This window comes from Kolteria novifilia, from assembly GCA_007748055.1.
In the GTDB taxonomy this organism is placed as follows: Bacteria; Planctomycetota; Planctomycetia; order Kolteriales; family Kolteriaceae; genus Kolteria; species Kolteria novifilia.
This window is the reverse complement of the sequence record CP036279.1, coordinates 7,124,810-7,144,829: the sequence shown is the minus strand read 5'-3', so window position 1 is coordinate 7,144,829 and position 20,020 is coordinate 7,124,810. Positions and strand designations below refer to the sequence as shown.

The 20,020-nt window shown below is 61.3% G+C and carries 15 protein-coding genes; 9 read left to right on the top strand and 6 right to left on the bottom strand.

From position 1 onward, the window contains the following. Nucleotides 1-231: 231 nt before the first annotated feature. From Pan216_RS26195 to Pan216_RS26185, 3 genes are all read left to right on the top strand, one after another. Nucleotides 232-1,245, top strand: coding sequence for an aldose 1-epimerase (locus Pan216_RS26195; protein WP_145262895.1), 1,014 nt, complete (start codon nt 232-234; stop codon nt 1,243-1,245). Nucleotides 1,246-2,477: 1,232 nt separating this feature from the next. Continuing rightward, nucleotides 2,478-2,714: a hypothetical protein gene (locus Pan216_RS26190; protein WP_145262893.1), complete on the top strand. Its 237-nt coding sequence runs from the start codon at nt 2,478-2,480 to the stop codon at nt 2,712-2,714. Nucleotides 2,715-2,855: 141 nt separating this feature from the next. After that, complete coding sequence (locus Pan216_RS26185) at nt 2,856-3,290, top strand: tetratricopeptide repeat protein (protein ID WP_145262892.1); 435 nt, start codon at nt 2,856-2,858, stop codon at nt 3,288-3,290. A gap of 4 nt (nt 3,291-3,294) precedes the next feature. Here Pan216_RS26185 and Pan216_RS26180 read toward each other — a convergent pair whose 3' ends face one another. Genes Pan216_RS26180 through Pan216_RS26170 form a run of 3 tightly spaced genes read right to left on the bottom strand, consistent with a single transcriptional unit; the run spans nt 3,295 to nt 5,958 of the window. Beyond that, entirely contained in the window at nt 3,295-4,152 is an 858-nt protein-coding gene (locus tag Pan216_RS26180) for an NAD(P)H-hydrate dehydratase (protein ID WP_145262890.1), read from the bottom strand. Between the two features lie 31 nt (nt 4,153-4,183). Then, entirely contained in the window at nt 4,184-5,362 is a 1,179-nt protein-coding gene (locus Pan216_RS26175) for a pyridoxal-phosphate-dependent aminotransferase family protein (protein WP_145262888.1), read from the bottom strand. Nucleotides 5,363-5,403: 41 nt separating this feature from the next. Beyond that, a complete protein-coding gene (locus Pan216_RS26170; protein WP_145262886.1) occupies nt 5,404-5,958 on the bottom strand; it encodes a hydrolase in 555 nt (184 codons plus the stop codon). Between the two features lie 531 nt (nt 5,959-6,489). On the opposite strand from Pan216_RS26170, the gene Pan216_RS26165 reads away from it, so the two are divergent. Next, nucleotides 6,490-7,266, top strand: a complete 777-nt coding sequence (locus tag Pan216_RS26165) for an SDR family oxidoreductase (RefSeq protein WP_145262884.1) — start codon at nt 6,490-6,492, stop codon at nt 7,264-7,266. Nucleotides 7,267-7,459: 193 nt separating this feature from the next. Here the strand turns inward: Pan216_RS26165 and Pan216_RS26160 are convergent, their stop codons facing one another. Beyond that, nucleotides 7,460-8,146, bottom strand: a complete 687-nt coding sequence (locus tag Pan216_RS26160) for a metal-dependent hydrolase (RefSeq protein WP_145262882.1) — start codon at nt 8,144-8,146, stop codon at nt 7,460-7,462. A 176-nt stretch (nt 8,147-8,322) separates the two neighbouring features. On the opposite strand from Pan216_RS26160, the gene Pan216_RS26155 reads away from it, so the two are divergent. From Pan216_RS26155 to Pan216_RS26145, 3 genes are all read left to right on the top strand, one after another. After that, nucleotides 8,323-9,009, top strand: a complete 687-nt coding sequence (locus Pan216_RS26155; protein ID WP_145262880.1) for an HAD family hydrolase — start codon at nt 8,323-8,325, stop codon at nt 9,007-9,009. Nucleotides 9,010-9,205: 196 nt separating this feature from the next. Further along, the gene (locus Pan216_RS26150) at nt 9,206-9,901 is read left to right on the top strand and encodes a cysteine peptidase family C39 domain-containing protein (RefSeq protein WP_145262879.1); all 696 of its coding nucleotides are present in this window, start codon (nt 9,206-9,208) and stop codon (nt 9,899-9,901) included. Between the two features lie 2 nt (nt 9,902-9,903). Continuing rightward, nucleotides 9,904-12,654 (top strand): ATP-binding protein, encoded by a 2,751-nt coding sequence (locus Pan216_RS26145; protein ID WP_145262877.1) that lies wholly within the window; start codon nt 9,904-9,906, stop codon nt 12,652-12,654. Nucleotides 12,655-12,662: 8 nt separating this feature from the next. Here Pan216_RS26145 and Pan216_RS26140 read toward each other — a convergent pair whose 3' ends face one another. Beyond that, nucleotides 12,663-14,111 carry an oxidoreductase gene (locus Pan216_RS26140; RefSeq protein WP_145262875.1) on the bottom strand — a complete coding sequence of 483 codons (1,449 nt, stop codon included), beginning with the start codon at nt 14,109-14,111 and terminating at the stop codon, nt 12,663-12,665. A 49-nt stretch (nt 14,112-14,160) separates the two neighbouring features. Beyond that, complete coding sequence (locus tag Pan216_RS26135) at nt 14,161-15,123, bottom strand: dihydrodipicolinate synthase family protein (protein ID WP_145262874.1); 963 nt, start codon at nt 15,121-15,123, stop codon at nt 14,161-14,163. Between the two features lie 669 nt (nt 15,124-15,792). Here Pan216_RS26135 and Pan216_RS26130 point away from each other — a divergent pair. Next, complete coding sequence (locus tag Pan216_RS26130) at nt 15,793-17,637, top strand: vWA domain-containing protein (RefSeq protein WP_145262872.1); 1,845 nt, start codon at nt 15,793-15,795, stop codon at nt 17,635-17,637. A 418-nt stretch (nt 17,638-18,055) separates the two neighbouring features. Then, nucleotides 18,056-19,924, top strand: coding sequence for a vWA domain-containing protein (locus Pan216_RS26125; RefSeq protein WP_145262870.1), 1,869 nt, complete (start codon nt 18,056-18,058; stop codon nt 19,922-19,924). Nucleotides 19,925-20,020: the final 96 nt, after the last annotated feature.

The following is a 20,020-nucleotide window of genomic DNA, read 5'->3' as shown; positions in this document are numbered from 1 at the left end:
CAGAGGAGTCGCGGTCGCAGGTCAATCCCGTTGCATCCGCCGATACCGAAGTGATCGGCAACATCGCGTCGCTACTGGATTGTTTCACGCGCGAACGTCGCGAGCAAATAGCCCTTCGAAGGCTTTCCGAACCGACTGTGACGGTTGATCGTTCCTTGGTCGGTCCTGCGTTGCTTCCTATAGTGGCCCTCTGAAGTTCAGGGAAGAAAAGCTCATCATGGGAGACGAGGCATGTTCCACATCGAAACGTCCGGCGAGGGAGCGACGACGCACGTCACCATGGTGGATGACGAGGCCAAGACACGAGCAAGCGTGCTGCCAAACCTCGGCTTCGACTGCTACGAGTTCGTCTGCGAGATCTCCAACAAGATCTACGACATTCTCTACTATGAGCCGGGGTTCCCATCGCCGGGTGCTCGCGTGACGCACCATGGTATTCCTGTGTTAGCTCCCTTTCCCAATCGGATTCGCGCGGGGCGGTACGGGTATGCCGGACAAGAGTTCGAGCTACCGCGGAACGATCACGACAAGAATGCAATCCATGGACTTGCGTTCGATCGTCGTTGGCGGGTCGCCAGTGGCGCCTCGAGCGAAGACGGCGCGTGGGTGCTGGGTGAGTTCCAGCTCAGTCAGGATCTGCCGGAAGCGCTTCCGCTGTGGCCGTCGGACTTCAAGCTTTCGGTCACCTACCGCCTGAGGGGACGGGAGCTCTCGTCGCACTTTCGCGTCGAGAACACGGGCGAGGGCGTGCTTCCCTTCGGATTGGGCACGCATCCCTACTTCCGTTTTCCGCTGAAGCCGTCGACGCCGAAGGACGCCTGCAAGATCACCGTCCCCGCGGAGCAACTGGTCGAGCTCGAGGAGACCTTGCCCACCGGCAAGATGACGCCGGTCGCGGGCGACGCCGATCTTCGGGTCGGGCGTCCCTTGGGCGAGCGGTCGTTCGACGACGTCTTCACGGGGCTGGTGGCCGGACCCGACGGAACCATCTCCCACCGGATCGAGGACACCCAATCTAGGGTGGCGTTGGAGATGACGCACGGACCGGAGTTCAACTTCGCGGTCGTCTTCACGCCCAAGCATGGCGAAGCGGTCTGCATCGAGCCCTACACCTGCGTGACCGACGCGATCAACCTCGAGGGTCGCGACGACGTCGCGTTCGAGCCAGGCCTATGGCATCTCGAACCCGGTCAGCGTCGCGAAGCGAGCATCGTCTACTCCGTCCAGACGCTCGACGACGCCTAGTGCCTTGATTGGTTCATCCATCGCCGAACAGACCTCCTGGGTGCCATCACCACGCTCGCCGTGGGCATGCGGGAAACGCCTCCGATTTGGCACACTCCCCGCACGATTCGGGGACGAGGCTTTTGGGAACAAGCTTGCAAATCGCCGAATCGACCTCTGTGGCCGCTAGCTCTCCCAGCTTGCTTGCCGAGTCGGTGGTTTTGGCAAGCGGGAGGATTGCATCTTTTACAAAGCGGTTAGGGCAACATCTTCCAACTCAAGTGCCGCCGGAACGCGATGTTCGTGGCTCAGAGAGTTTTTTGTTTCGCTAACCGTCCATTATCAAGTGAGTTGCGGCAATCGGGCGAGTTCGTCGCCTCGTTTTGGCACGGCTGCTGCAATGGAAGGTCGATCAACTCGGCAACCTCATCCGGTGCCGGGGGCGACTCCTGACAGAAGCACAAAGGCAGAACGGGCTGACGGACGAGTTGGACCTTAGGATGACGGATGCGGCGTTCCCATCCATAGGGCGCGCCCTGGCACAGGGACAAGGAGATGTCCCTGGATCATGGCGCTCCCTAGGAGTGGACACCAGGGATGTTCGATGGTGGTTTGAATCGTTCCTCGAGAGGGGATGACGGGGGTCTCAATCTTCAGCACCTGTGATTCGCACCAAGCAGCAATGACCAGGCACCATGACGATTGATCTTTAGACTAGCACCACGACGAGACCAGCTTGATTCAGACCACGCAGGCAAGAGGGAGGACGGATTCGCGAGTCAACCACAGCAAGACACGACACCATGATCTGACTTGTTGAAGACGCCTATCTCTCTCGTGAAACGGCCACCCAGTGCGGGTGGCCGTTTCATTTTCTTGACCGCCTACCTAACACATCTTCCTCCACGATCGCGCCAAGTCGAAGCCTCTTTGCGAGAGTCCCATCCACCGAGTACGATGGGCCCAATGGTCTACCCTTGCGAGCAAATAGGTCGTTGGAGCCGATAAACCCGTTGCGGCGACGAATTGACGCATTTGGAGAAACGATCGGATCGCGACATGGAGTGGGTGAGAGACTACGTGCTTACCCTGGTGGGGACCTTTGCCTGGGTATTCATGGGGGGTGATCGTGTGCGGAGTCGTTGAGCACTACCCTTGACCCATTTCATGATTTGATGGAGAGACCGGCCGGGGACGCGTTGGCGGACTCGCGTTGATTGTTCGTGCCGATTCTGTTGCGAAGGGATCCGGTCATGAAGCGTGCGGTCATCGCCGTGACGTTGCTGGTCTCGCTGTCTGTCGGGTGTGCTCAAGACGGCGAGACGAAGGGCCCCGTCTGGGGATCGATGACGAAGTTCTTCGCCGATCCCTTCCTGACGAAGTCGCCTGCCTATGATGGCCACAAGTCGCGGAACTCGAACCAGGCCGACGGCAAGGGACAGGAACCACTCGAATGGGAAGTCCCCTCCCATGGACCGGCCCTACGCTGATGGCACGGATGTCCCATCGGAGATGTGACCGGGGGTGCAATCGGGTTTGGGACGCCTTTGGGAAATGGTACGATAGCGGCGTCGTGCTCTCGGTGACGATCGCGTCCTTCAAGACGAGTACTGCGAGGCCCTTGGTGCGTCATGCGAGCGATCATCGAACAATTCGTGCGGGTCGGTGATCTCAAACGAAAGATCGGGGCCTACACCGAGTCGCTCAAGAACTTTCCCACCAACGCGGGGCTCTATCTCGTGCGTGGGATCGCCCATCAAGCCGACCACGACATCCGACGGGCGATCGCCGATTTCACCGTCTCGCTGAGCCAGGCCCCCGCCTCGACCTATTGCCTGATCTTTCGCGGGCTGGCTTACCACGACGCGGGAGCCTTTGAGCAAGCGATTGCCGACTTCACCGCGGCGATCGCGTTTTCGCCCACGCTGTCCTATCCCTACCACTACCGCGCTCTCTCCTACGAAGCCCTCGGCGAACGGGAACTTGCCAAGGCCGACTTCGGACAGGCCGAGACCTACGGCTACAGCCCCGACCTTCCCGTGAGCCCAGACGTGCTGGGCATGTAGTCGCTCACGGGGTGGCGAGTTCCAAGAACGCTTGCGGTAGCCAAGCGAGCAGATCGACCGGCGTCATCGAGATCATCCCGATATCCTCCGCGGCGAGGTCGCCGGCGCGGCCATGCAGATAGACCCCAAGTCGCGCGGCGTCGAAGGGCTCGAACCCCTGCCCCAAGAGTGCCGCGATGATGCCGGTGAGGACGTCGCCCGAGCCTCCCGTTCCCATGCCCGGATTGCCGGTGTCGTTGACCGCGAGCGAGGTACCATCGGTGATGACGGTTCCCGGTCCCTTCAATACAAGCACGACACCATGCTCTTTCGCGAACCTGGCGGCCATCTCTTCGCGGTCGGCTTGGATCGCGGCGATCGAACGCCCGGTGAGACGGCTGAACTCTCCGGGATGTGGGGTGAGGATGGTCGCCGCTGCGCGGCCGGCAAGTGGCTCGATGTGCCCGGCCAGGACGTTGAGCCCATCGGCATCGATCACCAATGGCGCCGAGGCGTGGGCGAGAAGCGATAGGACCAGTCGGCGAAGGGCCGGGCTCGCCCCCATGCCGGGACCGACGGCGATCACGTCATCCTTGCGGCCGCGAAGCTTGTCGTAAGCCTGGGCCGTGACGCGTCCCTGCCGATCCGAGGGGAGCCAAAGCGTCAAGTAGCACGGATCGACGCCGGCGACGATGGGAGCGACGACATCGGGACACGCGACGGTGACCAAGCCGGCTCCAGACCGAAGCGCTCCCTGTCCCGAAAGCGCTCCCGCGCCCGACATGCCGCGACTGCCCGCGACGATCAGAACGCGTCCGTACGTTCCCTTGTGCCCTTGGGGATCGCGTTCGCCGATTGGCGGCAGTTCGGTCACGCGTCGCATGGCGTCGCCCAACGAGAAAGGCTGTCGGAACTCAGGAGTCATAGACGTTGCTCGCCGCGGCGACGGCCGCCCCCGGTTCGACGGTGTGCCCTTGCTTGCGGAGCACTTGCTCGAGGGCCGAGAGGACGAGGAATACGTTGCTCTTTCGCGAACTGTGTCCCATCAGGCCGATCCGCCAGGCCTTGCCCTTGAAGGCTCCGAGTCCGCCGCCGATCTCGATGCCGAAGTCCTCGAGCAGCGTCATTCGGACCGCGGCGTCGTCGACCCCATCGGGGATGCTGACGGCGTTGAGCGTTGGGAGTTGGTGACCCTCGGCGGCGGTGTACCTCATGCCGAGCGCGTGGATCCCGGCTTTGAGGGCCCGGTGGTTGAGGTCGTGCCGCGCCCAGCGAGCTTCGAGCCCTTCCTCGAAGATCGTGCGAAGTGACTCGTAGAGAGCGTAGTTCATCGTGATAGGCGCGGTGTGGTGGTAGGCCCGCTCCGTTCCCCAATAGTTCGCGAGCATGTTGATGTCGAGATACCAGCTTTGCACCTTCCGCTGGCGGTTGGTGATCGCGTGCATCGCTCGGGAGCTGAACGAGACAGGAGCCAGTCCGGGTGGGCAGGAGAGACACTTCTGCGTGCCGCTGTAGACGGCATCGACGTCCCATTCGTCGATCTCGACCGGGACGCCGCCGAGTGACGTGACGGTGTCGAGGACGAGTAGCGTGTCGTGCTCGCGGCATAGGGCCCCCAGTTGCTCGACGGGTTGCCAAGCGCCGGTGGAGGTTTCGGCGTGGACGATGCCCATCGCCTTGGGCTTGTGCTTGGCGAGCGCCTCTTCGATCTCCTCGATCGAGAAGACCTCGCCCCAAGGTCGCTCGAGCACGTGGACCTCGGCGCCGGCCCGCTCGGCGACATCGGTCATCCGCTTGCCGAAAACTCCGTTGACGCAGACGAGCATCGAGTCTCCGGGCTCGATCAAATTGACGATACAGGTCTCCATCCCGGCGGAACCGGTACCGCTGATCGCGAGTGTCATCTGATTGTCAGTACGGAAGAGCCCGCGGAGGCCATCCTGAACGGCGTTCATTAGGGAGAGGAACGACGGATCGAGGTGGCCGACAAGGGGCGTGGCCATCGCCTGCAGGACGCGCGGCGGCACATCGCTGGGGCCTGGGCCGAGGAGGATGCGGGGAGCGGGAATGAAGGCGTTGTGCTTGGAAGGCATGGCGGTTGGGGTCCTGCTTCTTGTTGGCGTCGGTCGCCGGTTCAGTTCTCTTTGACGAGCCGACTGATCTCCTTGAACTCCGGAGTGCCGGCTCGTTCGGTCCATTCGAAGACCGCGGCTTCGGCGGTCGTGATCGTGATGCCCGATCCTCTCATGCGGTCGATCGCGACCTCCTTGTCGGAGGCACGCCGGCTTCCGGTCGCGTCGATCGGCAAGTAGACGCGGAAGCCGTCCGCCATCAAATCGAACGCGGTCTGCTGGACGCAGACGTGAGCCTCGATCCCGCAGAGCAGCACCTTGGGGGAGCCGAGTTCGCCGAGCTTGGTGCGAACCTCTTGGATGCCGTAGGAACTGAATGTCAGCTTTTCGAACGGCGACGCGATGAACTCCGCCAACTCGGGAATCGTCGAGCCGAGGCCCTTGGGGTACTGCTCGGTCGCGACGACGGGAATGTTGAGGATCCGCGCCGCTTGGAGCAGGTAGCGACAGCGTTGGCGAACGCCATCGCCTCGATCGATCAGGGGAAGGAGTTTTTCCTGAACGTCGACAAGCAGGATCGCGGTGTCGCCGGCCGACATGAGTTGTGGACTTCGCATGGATGCTCCCCGTTGATCGTCAAGTTAGCAGTTTGGTTGGGCGGGTCCAATGTCCGCCGGTGTCAAGTGATCGGGACCGTCGATGTCTCCAGGCCGATCGAGAGCTGGATCTCCTCGGCGATCCAGAACTGAAAGCCCGGAATGGCGATGTGAGCGTGGAGCGATCACCGTTGTTCCGAACGTCCGGTTCTCCCCCCGACTCCGTGAGTGCGGTGACCTGTGCTTTGTCCTTGCGAGGCAAGACCGGTGCTGTCAAGGTATCGGACACGCCGCCGGGATGCGAAGGAGAATGACGTCGGTGAGGGTCGGACGGCGTCATGGGAGCGGATGAAAGGGGCCGAGCCCACACTTGAAACGGCCAGGATCGCGGCCCCTCGACGGGGGCGAGAAGGGGCGGACGAGGTGGGCTCGCGGGGATGTGGCGGACTCGCCAATCGACTTTTCCCTCGCGGGATAATACCTTCATAAGATGCGTCGCAACGGTACGATCGCGTGGCGGCCGCCGAATCTAGCACACGAAGGGGAGGTAAGGTGAGACTTAAGGACAAGGTCATTGTCGTCACGGGGAGCACGACGGGCATTGGCGAAGCCATCGCACGGCGCTTTTCTCAAGAGGGCGCGAAAATTGTGGTGCACGGCCGCGATCAAGAGCGTGCCCAGAAGGTCGCGAACGACATCGGTTCGACCGCGGTCCACGTGGATGATCTCGCTGATCCGGAAGCGGGCCAACGACTTGTCGCCACCGCCCTCGAATCGCATGGCCGCATCGACGGCATCGTCAACAACGCGGCCTACGTCGTGCGAAGCACGCTCGATTCGACCGACGTGGAACTCTTCGATCGCGTGATGGCGATCAACGTCCGCGCCCCGATGCTGCTGCTCAAGGCGGCGCACGAGGAACTGAAGAAGTCGAGCGGAGCCGTGCTGAACATCGGCTCGATCAACGCCTACTGCGGTGAGCCCAATTTGCTGGCCTACAGCATCTCCAAGGGCGGCTTGATGACCCTGTCGCGGAACCTCGCCGATTGCCTTTGTCTCGAAGGCATCCGCGTCAATCACTTCAACGTCGGTTGGGTGCTGACGCCGAACGAGTACCACTACAAGATCGCCGATGGTCTCTCCGAGGACTGGCCCGAGAAGGTGCCGCGCAGCGTCGCCCCGGCGGGACGCCTCATCAAGCCGGAAGAGGTTGCCGCCGCGGCCGTCTACTGGATCAGCGAAGAGAGCCGGCCCTTCAATGGCACGGTGCTGGAACTGGAACAGTATCCCATCGTCGGCCGCAACCCGCTGAAGGAAGAGAACGACTGACACTGGTGTCGCTCTTCCGACGCCCCCCTTTGAGATCGAGGCCCGCCGGCTCTCTGTCGGCCGGTGAGGCCCCTTCCTCGGGCTGGACTTGGACACCCTGTTCGCGTTGGTCGAAGGCCGCTCGCGAAGAAGCTCACGCGGCGGACGACCGCCATCCTGCCATTCCAGCGACACTCGCACCCCGCACGATCACTCAACCGATGGTGAACGTCTCGCCAATTCCAAGAAGCGTCGTTTCCTTGCCCGCCGCGGAGGCCTTGGCGATGAACTCGTTCGGATCGACTTCGATGGGAGGAAAAGTGCCGTAATGCATCGGAATCGCGTGCTTGGCCTTGAGGAAGTCGATGGCCATGACGGCGTCGTCGATGCCCATGGTGAAGTTGTCGCCGATCGGCAAGAGGGCCAGGTCGATCGGGTCGAGTTCCCCAATCAGTTTCATGTCGAGAAAGAGAGCGGTGTCGCCGGCGTGGTAAAGCGTCTTGCCGTCGGCGTTAAGGATGATCCCCGCGGGATTTCCTCCGTAGAGAAAGCCGTCCGGCGTTTGAATGCCGGAGCTGTGATGGGCGATCGTCCACTTGATGCGGCCGAACGGAAAAGTCTTGGCGCCGCCGATGCCCATGGCGACCGTCTCGGCCCCTTGGCTTTCGAGGTAGAGGGCCAGTTCGAACGTCGCGACAATCGGAGCGTTGTTGTTCTTGGCAATCGTGACGCTGTCGCCGATGTGATCGCCGTGGCCATGGGTGACGACGACATAGTCGCAAGCGAGGTCCTCGGGCTTGTGGACGGCGGTTTCATTCCCGGTGAGAAAGGGATCGATGACGATGCGATGCTTGCTCGTCTCCACGAGAAATCCCGCGTGCGAGAGGTAGGTGATTTTCATGTCGGCTCCTCGTGGGGTTGCGATGAATCGTTGGTGACACTCCTCGTGAGGTGATTCTGGCGAACCGCGCCGCACCGTCAAGTTTCGTGACGGTTCGCGGAATCGCGTGACCGCGCGCTTAGAATTGTTCCGTGGCGACACGTCGCCGAGACCTGGGACGCCGAATCGAGGAACCGATGGCATCAAGTTACGTCCTCTTTGACATCGACGGGACCCTGATCCGCAGCGGTGGAGCGGGCGAGGCCGCGATGCGCGAGGCGCTACGACTGGAGTTCGGGATTTGCGGCCAGCTAGGCGACGTCGACTTTCATGGTCGGACCGACCGTTCGATTGGTCGCGATCTTCTCGCATCGCATCAGTTGGAGGATTCCGCGGCCAACTGGGAACGGTTCAAGTCGGCTTACCTGTCGATGTTGCCGAGCACGCTCGACGAGCGCGTGGGGGCCGTATTGCCGGGCGTCGTAGGACTCTTGGATCACCTGAGTCGGAATGACGATGTCGTTCTGGGGCTGATCACGGGAAACTCCCGCGAAGGGGCTCGGATCAAACTGAGGCACTTCGGTCTGAACGACTATTTCCCGTTGGGCGCCTTTGGGGACGACCATTGGGATCGGACGGCGCTCGCCCTCGACGTCAAGGAGACGCTCGAGGGACTGGTGAGCAGCCCCATCGCGGAGGATCGCGTTTGGATCGTGGGAGATACGCCGCTGGACGTCGCGTGCGCCCGGGTGATCGGGGCGCGGGCCGTGGCGGTCGCCACGGGGAAGTACTCGGTGGACGAGCTTGCGCAAAGCGCTCCCGACGTCCTGGCCCAGGACTTGAGCGATCATTCGGTTCTCCTAGGTCAACTCCATGGTCCGTAACTGTTGAAACCGTAGTCCGTCTTGCCCAACCGACGCGGAGAGATTTTGTTGGCCCTCGCCCTTCACGAATCGCTAACAGCCGCACGACGCCCCAACGCCCTTCCAGGGGGCTCTACCTCAGAAGCGAACCGTCGAGGCTCCGATCGCTCGTCGCCAGGTCGTGGCCGCGCCCTCTCGAGACGCGAGGGGGCGTCGAATGTCGCATGAGTTTCCGTACGAACGACAATGTCAGAATAGTGACAGACAGCAGATGTGCGGCGCGGCGGTAATGGTCATGGTCTACCGTTCGTTCGGCAAGGAGTGCGACCAGGCGCAAGTATGGAAGCGCATCTCGCGGCCGGCGTCGGCGGGACGATGGAACAGTAGGACCCACGTGCTCGCCGACGATGCGCGCGCCCAAGGTCTTCAATCGCTGATCCTCAAGCTGAAGGGCGATCCCTGGCCGACGGTGAGCCGCTCGCTCGACGCCAACGTGCGGATCGTGGTCAATCATCGCCACAAGATTTCTCGAGGGGGACACTTTTCGGTCCTACTCGATGTCTCCGGCGATCATGTCGTCTATCACGATCCCGACGACGGACCGTTTCGGCGCTGCACCAAGCAGGATTTTCTCGGGATGTGGCGACCCTCGTCGTTGTTTCGCCAAGTGGCGGGACAGGTGCTCATCGCCATTTCCGAGGCGACGACCGGAGAGAGGGTTTGCGAGCAATGTCACGCCGAGATTCCCTATAGGATGGAATGCCCGGGGTGCGCGGGCGACGTGAGCTTGGAACCGCTGGTCTCCCTCGGGTGCATCGAGGCGACCTGTTCGCGGAGAGGCTGGGAGCGGCTTCACTGTCCTTCCTGCGACAGAGCCATTGAGAACCTTGATCAGTCGGACGGCGACGGATAGCGATGATGGACAACGCGACGACACGACTTCCGATCGATCGAACGTGGCGAGGGTTGGCGCTCGCGTGCGGGGCCGGCTTTTTGCTGACGATCGCTCTCTTCGTCGCCCTCTCTTGGAGCGTGCTCAGTCTCTTTCGTCAATTGCAGGTCACCAGCTCGAGTGAATCGCGGTTGCAGATTCTGCTTGGGGAGATCGCGTTTCAGGACGAAGTGCTCTCGATGTCGGCCCGGATGGCGGCGGCCACGGGACAACCGCGTTGGTTTGAACGCTACGAGCAGACAGCCGGCGTCACGCTGAAGACCCTTGGCGAGGTGGGCAAGCTCGTCGACGATCCGGCCTGCGTCTCGTCGCTCCAGCGCGTCGCCAAGGCCGACGCGACCTCCAAGGAGGTCGAGGAACGAGCCCTATCGCTCGTCCGGCAGGGCAACGGCCCGGTGGCGCTCAAGCTATTGACCTCGCCCGCCTACTTCGAAACCGAGGTGGAGTTCAAGGACAGCGTCGAGTCACTCTCCGAAGCGGTGCACGAACGGAGCAAGCGGCTTCTCGGGCACCTTCGGCAACGACTGTCGATCGTCTCCATCAGTGGCGTGACGTGCGCGGTGCTGATTATCGCTTGTTGGTTGATCATCCTCCGCTTGCTTCCCCGCGAGTTCCTGCGGAAGGAGAGAAACCAACGCGAGGCGCTGCATCGAGGCTACGAGTCGGCGCTCCTCTTGCTGGCGCAATCGAAGACGAACGCCTCCAGCGGGCTTGGGCCGATCCTGGCCGAGATCACGGAGGTCGCCGCTCGCACGCTTCCGGTTTCGCAGGTGGGTGTCTGGCTCTTCAACGAGGATCGGTCCGCGATCCGCTGTCTCGATCTCTACCACGTCGACTCCGATTCGCACACTGGCCAGCAAGAGCTCAAGGCCTCTTGCTATCCCCGGTATTTCTCGGCGCTCGAGGAAGGGAGGCTCATCGCGGCGAGTGACGCCGTGAACGATCCCCGGACCAACGAGTTCGCGGCCGACTATCTCATTCCCAATCACATCGCGTCGATGCTCGACGTTCCCATCCGGGTGGGTGACTCCCAACTCGGCGTGGTCTGTCACGAACACGTGGGCAAGAGACGCCACTGGACGGTCGACGAGGAGCACTTCGCCGCCTCGATCGCCGACTTTGTCTCGCTGGCGTTCCAAGAGATCCAGCGCCGCCGCAGCGAAGAGGCGCTCATCGAGAGCGAGGCACGCTACCGCTCGATCGGGGAGTTGATTCCCTTTGGGTTCTGGAGTTGCGATCAGTCGGGCGAAGTGACCTATCTCAGCGCCTCGTTCCTGGAAGTCATCGGCATGAAGAAGTTCGATGACTTGCAAGGGGCGATCGGCGAGCAGCCCTTCCCGGACGAGGTTGTCGCGATCTTCGACTATTGGCGGCGCTGCATCGCCGCCAATGAGCAGGTCGACGCGGAGTTCCCTTTGGTGGGTATCGATGGGCGTACCCGAACGATCCTGACTCGGGGGAGCCCCATCCTCGACGAACGGGGGGAGGTACGTTCCTGGGCCGGTCTCAATCTGGACATGACCGACCGACGCCGCGACGACCAGGAACGGCGCCGCTTGGAAGCGAAGATGCAGCAGGCGCAGAAGCTCGAGAGCCTCGGCGTTCTCGCGGGCGGCATCGCTCACGACTTCAACAATCTGTTGATGGCCGTTCTCGGCAACGCGAGTTTGGCCCTCATCGATCTCTCCGAGGAGTCGCCAGCGCGCAAGAGCGTCGAGCAGATCGAGACGGCCGCGCTGCGCGCCGCCGATCTGACACGCGAGCTGCTGGCCTACTCGGGGAAGGGCTCCTTCGTCATCGAGTCGCTCGACGTTTCGGCGCTGGTCGAGGAGATGGCCCATTTGCTGGAAGTGTCCATCTCGAAGAGTGCCCGGCTTTCACTCCAGTTCGCTCCCTCGCTGCCCGCCATCGAGGGGGATGCGACCCAGTTGCGACAGGTGATCATGAACTTGATCACCAACGCGTCGGACGCTATCGGTGAACGCCGAGGAGAGATCACGATCCAGACGGGACTGTTGCATGCGGACCGCGACTATCTCGCGGACGTCTTTCCGGAGCACGACCTTCCCGAGGGTGACTATGTCTACCTCGACGTGGCCGACGACGGGGCGGGGATGGACGACGAAACGAAGGCGCGCATCTTCGACCCGTTCTTCTCCACCAAGTTCACGGGGCGGGGGCTTGGGCTCGCGGCGGTCCTCGGTATCGTGCGCGGTCACCGGGGAGGGATTCGCGTCGTCAGCAAGCCGGGCGAGGGAACGACGTTTCGGATTCACCTGCCGGTATGTCCCGAGTCACCGACGGAGACGCCCATCGTCGAGGTCGAGCCTCAGTCTTGGATGGGAGAAGGCCTTGTTCTCGTCATCGACGACGAGGTGGATGTTGTCGAAGTGACCTCGAACATGCTTCAAAAGTTTGGGTTTCGCGTGCTAAGCGCCACGGGAGGCCCGGAAGGGGTCTCCCTCTTCCAGGAACATGCCGACGAGATCGATGCGGTGGTGGTCGACATGACGATGCCGGAAATGGACGGCGCCCAAGTGTGCGAACGAATTCACGGCGTTCGTGCCGATCTGCCGATTTTGATCACCAGCGGCTATAGCGAACACGACGTCCTTAACCGTATTCATGGCAACAGCGTCGCTGGCTTTCTTCACAAGCCCTACAAGCCGACTGACCTCGCGAGTCGACTTCGAGAGATGCTCGACGATCGCTGAGGGCTCGCTCAGCGCCCCTGCTGCTCGCCGGTCCATGCCTGTTTGATCTGGGCTAGCTCTTTCGCCTCGGGCCGACTCTTGTAGAAGGGGTCGAGCGGATAGCAGCCGGAGATGAGCCCGTTGCGCGGTCCCGTGGTGCAATCGCTGAAGGTTCGGCAGATTCGTTTTCGGCTCAGTCGGCGCCCTTCGATCACATCGGCGGGAAGGTCCGGATAACTCAGCACCATCCGTCCGAGACCGATGGAGTCGGCCATCCCTTGACGAACGACGCTCTGGGCGACGTTGGGCAGCCAATCCTGCAAGTAGGTGTACCCCGATCCCACCACGATCAGTTCGGGCGCGTGTTGCTTGAGCTTCGCGGTGACGTCGATCTGACGAGCCACGCCAACCAGAGGATCCTCGGGAGGGAGATACCCGTCCGATGGCGGGAAGAGGGCGGGTCGCTGAATGTGAGGGTTGTAGTAGGGCGAGCCGACGCTGATGCAGACCAGCGGAATGTCGAGTTCCTTCAGCAAGTCGAGGAAACGAATCGGCTCGGCCAAGTCGAAAGCCAGTCCGCTGCCGTCGCCTCCGAAGGCATAGCGGTAGGTCTCGTCGCCTTCTTCCGGAATTCCAACGACATCGGCCCCTTTCTTGAAGGGAAGCATGTCCGCGGCACTCAAGCGTACTCCTAGGAGAAGGCCGGGCGATTCGGAGCGAATGCCCTCGACGATCTCTCGGAGAAACCGAGTCCGGTTCTCGAACGATCCGCCGAAGGGGCCGGGGCGGTCGTAGCCACTGAGGAACTCGTGTCCGAGATAACCGTGGCAGTGTTTGATGTCGACGAAGTCGAAGCCGGCGCCGGCCGCTCGTTTCGCGGCACGCACGAAGTCCTCCACCAGTCGGCGGATCTCGTCGTCGGCGAGGACCGGGTAGTCGACATCGATGCCGACGCGGCGATCGAGGATCGGGTGGTGATAGACGATCGTCGGTTCGAGCGTTTCCTTCCGGTTGGGGCGAGCGAACCGGCCTGAGTGAGTCAGTTGCAGGCCGACGAGTAGATCGTCAGCGGTACTAAATCGCGTTCGGTGCTCGTCGACCATCTTCTCGCGAAGCCGCGCGAGTTCCTCGGTGGTCTGGTCGGTGCTCACGAGTTGATTCGGATTGGCCCGGCCGTCGTAACGCACCGCGACCGCCTCGCCACCCCAGAGCAGCTTGGCGCCGCTGATGCCGAAATGAACCCATCGACGTTCGACAAGCTCGGTCACTCGTCCATCGGGCGTCCCGTCCCATCCCTCCATGGGCAGAATGCAGAAGCGATTGCCGATCGTCCGTTCTCCGATCCGCAGTGGTTGGGCGAGCGGGGAAGCGGGTCCGCTAGCGACCTCCTCATCAAAGGGAAGAGTCACGTCGAGCGATTCCAGGTAGTCGAAGAAATCCTGGGATGTTTTCAGTGAGGCGACACGGCGATAGTTCATGATCGAACGCTCCGAATCGCGAGTGGGCGCGAAGAGGGACTGGGCTCTTCTAGCTGCTCGCGAGAATGTTCAAGTGCTTTGCGATCGTGGCGAGGACCTCGCGATCGGTCGCCGGGCGCGTTGGTGAGTCCGGGTGGGTATCATCGCAACCGAGCCAGCCGCGCAGTTTCAGGAACTGGGCCGCGTTGTGCTTGTAGGCCGGGACGGGGGCCCGGAACGTGAAGAATCCGAGATACTGGAGCCAGTCATTGAGCTCATAGAACTCGGGGTCACCCGTTTCCCAATACCGGTCGCGCTTGGCGAACAAGTCGGGAGCGAACGTGCTCAGGCCGAGGAGATAGTCGCTGCCGTACATGACCATGTCGATGGCGAGATCGTTTCCCGTGAGGACCCGGAATTCGGGGCGCTTGCGATCGCGAAGCTGGATCCGGTCCCATTCGAGTCGGCGCGAGAGGGAGGAATGCTTGGCGCCGACGCACTCGGGGATCTCCAGCAGCCGTTCGTAGGTGTCCAGTTCGAGGACACGGCCAAAAGGAGCGAACATCGTCCCGAGCTCGAACGCCAAAAACTGGGAAGCTTCGCGAGCAATCGCCGCCATCGCGTCGATGTAGCCCTCTTCCGAAAGCGACTTGAGTCCGTGGCAAGGGAAGATCGTCGGCAGTCCCCCCCGCTCGAGAATGGGAACCAATGCTCGCTTGGTGGCATCCAAATTGAAGGAGTCGCCTTTTCGATCCTTGACGAAGACCCCGGCGACGAAGGAGCGCGATCCCAGCAGCTCTTTCGCGCGGTCGAGGACATCGATCTTGGTCTTGTCGCCCAAGAGGTTGATGTAGCCCGTGTCCATGTTGATCGCCGGGATCAGTCCCGCGTCGAGGGTACGCTGTAGGTGAGCGGAGAAGCCGTCCCAGTCGACCCGTCCCTGGTCGTCAAACGGGAGCAAGATGGCGGACATACCGGTAATCTTGCGCTTGGGCTTGATCATCTCTGAAGGGAGAACGGTTGCGTGGTTCATGGGGTGCGCTCATTTGGCCGGTCAGGTTGGTCAATCGGGCCCGCTCTGATTCTTATGGCTCGCGGTGGATTGGAGTAAGAGGGGCGTCTCGAATCGGGCCAATCGCGCCCCAAGGGGCGATGTTTCGATTCGTTGTGGCCAGGCCGTGGGGACTTATCGGTGACGGCGACGACCTTCGTAGGAGGAGAGGAGTCAAGCGGGAGCGGAAACGAACTTGAAACTCGCGTAAGGGATGGGACAACTGGATGGGTGATCTCGCTCAGGAAAAATGGGCGGACGCTTCGGAGCGGACGGGGAACATTGCCGAGGTGATTGGTCGGTCCGACGGAATTGGTGACTTCAGTGGAATCCTGTGAGGAAGCTCCTTGCGAACGGCACTGTTTTCGGCCAGGATGAATGGTTGGGAGCCGCTTTCCCCCCAGAAAGCGGCGCGGAAGCACCACCTCTTCGCCAAACGAACTCAACCCCAGCGCCATTGGGTGACTGAGAGTGGATCGGTTCTTCGCCACCGCGTTGTCGATGAATCGAGGACGTCAAGCTTCACGGTTTCCGGGGAAAGGGCCGTGAGGTGTGCCGCACGATGGATAGCCGCGTGACCGAGAGTGTTGGAAACGTCGAGCAACGCCGTCGCCGAACGCGAGTGGTTCGCGATCGGAGGGAGATGCGCTGATGGGTTTCTTCAAACACGTGGCGAACAAGACACCGCAATTCGGCGTGAGTGTGCTGATCCACGTGGTTGTGCTGTGGATTCTCTGGCTACGCGTCATGGAAGCCCAGATCGAACCCAAGACCGTCGCGGTCATCACCGAGATTCAAGAGCTCGAAAAGCAGGAAGAGTTCCACGAACTGCTCAACGAGAAGGGGGTCGAGTTCAGCACGCCTGTCTCCCTGAATCCCGGAGGCGGTGGCGGAGGCGGCCTCGCGGGCGAGATGGACTCGATCGCGACTCCCAGTGAAGCGATGCAGGCGATGGCCGAAGCTTTCACCGTCACCGACCGCAGCGTCGTTCGCCCTCTTTCCTATGGCTTGGTCGACACGAAACTCGATGCGATGGTCTCCGGCATCAAGGGGGAGACGGTCTCGACCGGATCCACGGGCGATTCGGGGGCGGTCGATCGCATCACGCTGGAGATCCTGCGCCAGCTCGACAAGGACAAGTCGCTCGTCGTTTGGATCATGGACTCATCGGGAAGTTTGGCCGAACGACGGGAGAAGATTGCCTCGAAACTCGAGCGGATCTATCGCGAACTCGATGAGTTGGGGGTCAACAGCGAGAATGCCCTACTTTCCTCGGTGATGAGCGTTGGGCAAGAGACGCGATTTCTCCTACGCGAACCGACGAACGACAACGAGGAAATCAAACGAGCGATCCGCTCGATTGTCGACGACGGCACCGGCCAAGAGAACATGTTCCGGGCGATTCGCGACGCCGCCATCAAGTTTCGGCGATATCAAACCAGTGGCGGTCGATCGTTGGTTCTCATTTTGGTGACGGATGAAATCGGCGATGACGGCTTTCAGGCCGACGAAGCCGTGGCGCTCTGTCGGCGAAATCGCGTCCCGATCTATGTCATGGGGCCGATGGCGACCTTCGGGTTGAACGTCATTCACGACACGTGGACCGATCCCGAGCACGGCTTCCGGTTCTGGTTGCCGCTACGTCGTGGCCCCTTTACGCGATTTGACGAGGTCTCGCGCGTGGCGTTCAATGGACATCGCTACCGTTCCGGATTTGGTCCCTTCGCTCTGGTTCAGCTGGCCAGGGAGACGGGTGGGATCTACTTTCTCTATCCCGATGAACGTGTCCCCGGTCCACGCTACGCACTGGAGATTCTCAACCGCTATCGTCCCAACTACGGCGATCTGGGGGACTACTACAAGGAGACGGGGGCGTCGTCCTTCCGTCGTCGTCTCGTCGAGGTTGTTACCCAGGGGAACAAACTCTGGCGACACGCGTGGCCGTATCCCTGGATCCATGAGAGCGTGTGGAACAAGGAGATCGACCAGCGCCAGAAGGAGTGTTTGAGCTTCCTCTCGTTCGCCTCCAAAGCGATCCCGCTGCTCGAGCAAGTGGCCGATCAGTACGACGAGGAGACGATTCCCCGCTGGCAGGCGAACTTCGACCTGACGATGGCGCGTATCCTGAAGGCGAAAGTCCAATGCGAGGAGTATGGCCTGGCATTGGAAGAGTTTCGTAAGAAGCCTCGTGTCTTGAAGGATCCGAAGAAAAACAACGGCTGGCGGATCAAATGGGGCGACGAAGTCCGCGTGTTTGGGGACAAAAAGGACTCAAAACAGGACAAAAACGCCGCTATTCGAAAGGCGGAGATCGAAAAAAGCCGCTTCTTCTACGATCGAATCATCAAACGGCACCCAGGGACCCCCTGGGCGGAAGCCGCCAAGCGGGAGATGAACTGGAAAGTCGGCATCCAACTCGAGGAGGGTCACGATTGGGACCATCTCTCCGCCGAGGACCGTGCCAAACGAGCCAAAGTTAAAGTGAAGCAGTTGTGAGTTGTGCCCGAGTGGGCGGCTCGCACGTGATGCCTTGGAAAAGGTGGGACGTGACGATTCCCATTCCGAAGGGGATGGGATAGGATTGTAGGAAGGGTTCACCTCCCGCTCGGGAGGTGTTGCGAGCGAATTGGCTGACGGCTCGTCCGCGGCACGCTCGTCCTCCGCACGGGGCTGAAGGAGCTGTCTTGGCAGTTTCATCGTGGCCCAGCCTTCCTTGGACGGATTTCTGCTCACGGACCATGAAGGAACGTTAAAGAGGCCGACTCTTTACCCCTTCACTCCGAGAGGTTTGGGAACTCCAACCCTGTTTCGCGCGTCCAAGAGGAAGATCTCATCGCGTTTTCCGCGAATTTGGCCCATCCAATGCCGTGATGAGGGCGAGTTGGCGGTCGACTAGTACTCGGGAGAGCATCTTATGGCGTGGCTCAAGAATCTGTTCGGCGACTCGCCGATGAAGCGATTTGCGAGCAGTTCACCCCAGTTTGGGATCAGCGTCGCTGTCCACTTGGCCGTCCTCTGGGTCCTCTGGATGCTGGTGATTGAAGCGCAGATCAAGCCGAAGCGCGTCACCGTCATCACGGAAATCCAGGAGATTCAGGAACAGGAAGAGTTCCAGGAGCAAGTGGAGGACCAGGAACTCGACCTCGAGACTCCCGTATCGTTGACTCCCACGTCTGGCTCTGGGCCTGCTTCCGAGGCGCTTCCGTCCGAGGCGCCGACGATGTCCAGCCAACCACAAGTCGCCGAAGCGGCAGTGCTGACCGACCGGAGCCTTTCGCGGCCGCTGGCTCTCGGAGTGGCGAACATGGGGCTCGACTCGATGGTGACCGGCCTCAAGGGCCAGACCGTCTCCGTCGGGGGCGGCGGCGATTCCGGGGCGATCGACCGGATCACCTTGGAGATCCTTCGTCAGCTCGACAAGAACAAAGTCATCGTCGCCTGGATCCTCGATTCCTCCGGCAGCTTGGAAGAACGTCGAGAGACGATCGCCAAGAAGCTCAAGCGGGTCTACCACGAACTCGATGAACTCGGCGTCAACAAAGAGTCCGCCCTTCTCTCCGCGGTCGTCAGCGTCGGCAAGGAGACCCGATTCCTTACCGACAAGCCGACCAACGACAACGACGTGATCGGCAAAGCGATCAAGTCGATCAAGGACGACGAGACGGGCCAGGAGAACCTCTTCCGAGCGGTTCGTGACACGGCTCTCAAATACCGAAGCTACCAGACCAGCGGACGACGGACGCTCATGGTCGTCGTCATCACTGACGAGATTGGCGACGATTTGACGCAAGGCGATGAGACCGTCGCCCTCTGCCGCCGCAACCGGGTGCCAATCTACGTGCTCGGACCGATGGCGACGTTCGGGTTGAACGTCATTCACGATACCTGGAAGGATCCCCAGTATGGCTTCACCTTCTGGTTGCCGGTCAAACGTGGTCCCTACACCCGTGAAGACGAAGTGACCCGGGTCGCGTTCAACGAGGGTCGCTACAAGTCCGGTTTCGGTCCGTTCAACCTCGTGCAAGTGGCTCGCGAAACGGGCGGGATTTACTTCATCTACCCGGACGATCGCGTTCGCGGCCCCGACTACGCCCTGGAGGTCCTCAACCGCTATCGTCCCAACTATGGCAATAAAGCCGACTACTACAAGGAGGTTGGCGGCTCGCCCATGCGGCGCAAGCTCATGGAAGTGACCCAGCAAGCCAACAAGATCTGGCGTCACGACTGGCCGAACCACTGGCTTCACGAGAACTCGTGGAAGCCCGAGTTGGAGTCCCAACAGAAGCAGGCCGCCCGCTACCTGGCGTTCGCCCAGACCGCCATTCCCATGCTCGAATCGGTCGAAAAAGGCTACGATTCGGAGACGATTCCGCGCTGGCAAGCCAATTTTGATCTCGCGCTGGCCCGTATTCTCAAGGCGAAGGTCCGCTGCGAGGAATACAACTACAGGCTTTCGCAGTTCAAACAGAACCCCCAGGTTCTCAAGAATCCCAAGAAGAACAATGGTTGGCACATCAAATGGATCGACAAACTGGCCACTTTGGGCGAAGTGGAGGGGATCCCGAAGCTGAGAGGCTCGGAGAAAAACAAAGAATATGCCGAGAAAGCAAAGTTCCACTACCAGCGCATCCTCGACAAGCATCCGGGGACGCCGTGGGCCGAAGCGGCTCGTCGTGAGATTGGCGGAAAGGTCGGCGTCGAGTTCACCGAAGGCAAGGACACCCATCACCTATCCAAAGAAGATCGCGCGAAACGGGCCAAGGTGAAGGTGAAGAAGATCTAGCCATCACTTAAGTTACGTCGATTGGAGGAGACGTCGAGACTTGTGGCTCGCCCCTAGAGGGCTCCACGGGGCTTGGCGTCTCTTGCGTTTGGAATG

What these genes read in the sequence shown, in the direction of transcription:
- Pan216_RS26175 (WP_145262888.1), bottom strand. Translation starts at nt 5,362, where the DNA reads ATGCCTTCCAAGCACAACGCCTTCATTCCCGCTCCCCGCATCCTCCTC.
- Pan216_RS26185 (WP_145262892.1), top strand. Translation starts at nt 2,856, where the DNA reads ATGCGAGCGATCATCGAACAATTCGTGCGGGTCGGTGATCTCAAACGA.
- Pan216_RS26135 (WP_145262874.1), bottom strand. Translation starts at nt 15,123, where the DNA reads ATGAACCACGCAACCGTTCTCCCTTCAGAGATGATCAAGCCCAAGCGC.
- Pan216_RS26150 (WP_145262879.1), top strand. Translation starts at nt 9,206, where the DNA reads ATGTCGCATGAGTTTCCGTACGAACGACAATGTCAGAATAGTGACAGA.
- Pan216_RS26160 (WP_145262882.1), bottom strand. Translation starts at nt 8,146, where the DNA reads ATGAAAATCACCTACCTCTCGCACGCGGGATTTCTCGTGGAGACGAGC.
- Pan216_RS26140 (WP_145262875.1), bottom strand. Translation starts at nt 14,111, where the DNA reads ATGAACTATCGCCGTGTCGCCTCACTGAAAACATCCCAGGATTTCTTC.
- Pan216_RS26155 (WP_145262880.1), top strand. Translation starts at nt 8,323, where the DNA reads ATGGCATCAAGTTACGTCCTCTTTGACATCGACGGGACCCTGATCCGC.
- Pan216_RS26190 (WP_145262893.1), top strand. Translation starts at nt 2,478, where the DNA reads ATGAAGCGTGCGGTCATCGCCGTGACGTTGCTGGTCTCGCTGTCTGTC.
- Pan216_RS26195 (WP_145262895.1), top strand. Translation starts at nt 232, where the DNA reads ATGTTCCACATCGAAACGTCCGGCGAGGGAGCGACGACGCACGTCACC.
- Pan216_RS26130 (WP_145262872.1), top strand. Translation starts at nt 15,793, where the DNA reads ATGGGTTTCTTCAAACACGTGGCGAACAAGACACCGCAATTCGGCGTG.
- Pan216_RS26180 (WP_145262890.1), bottom strand. Translation starts at nt 4,152, where the DNA reads ATGCGACGCGTGACCGAACTGCCGCCAATCGGCGAACGCGATCCCCAA.
- Pan216_RS26170 (WP_145262886.1), bottom strand. Translation starts at nt 5,958, where the DNA reads ATGCGAAGTCCACAACTCATGTCGGCCGGCGACACCGCGATCCTGCTT.
- Pan216_RS26145 (WP_145262877.1), top strand. Translation starts at nt 9,904, where the DNA reads ATGATGGACAACGCGACGACACGACTTCCGATCGATCGAACGTGGCGA.
- Pan216_RS26125 (WP_145262870.1), top strand. Translation starts at nt 18,056, where the DNA reads ATGGCGTGGCTCAAGAATCTGTTCGGCGACTCGCCGATGAAGCGATTT.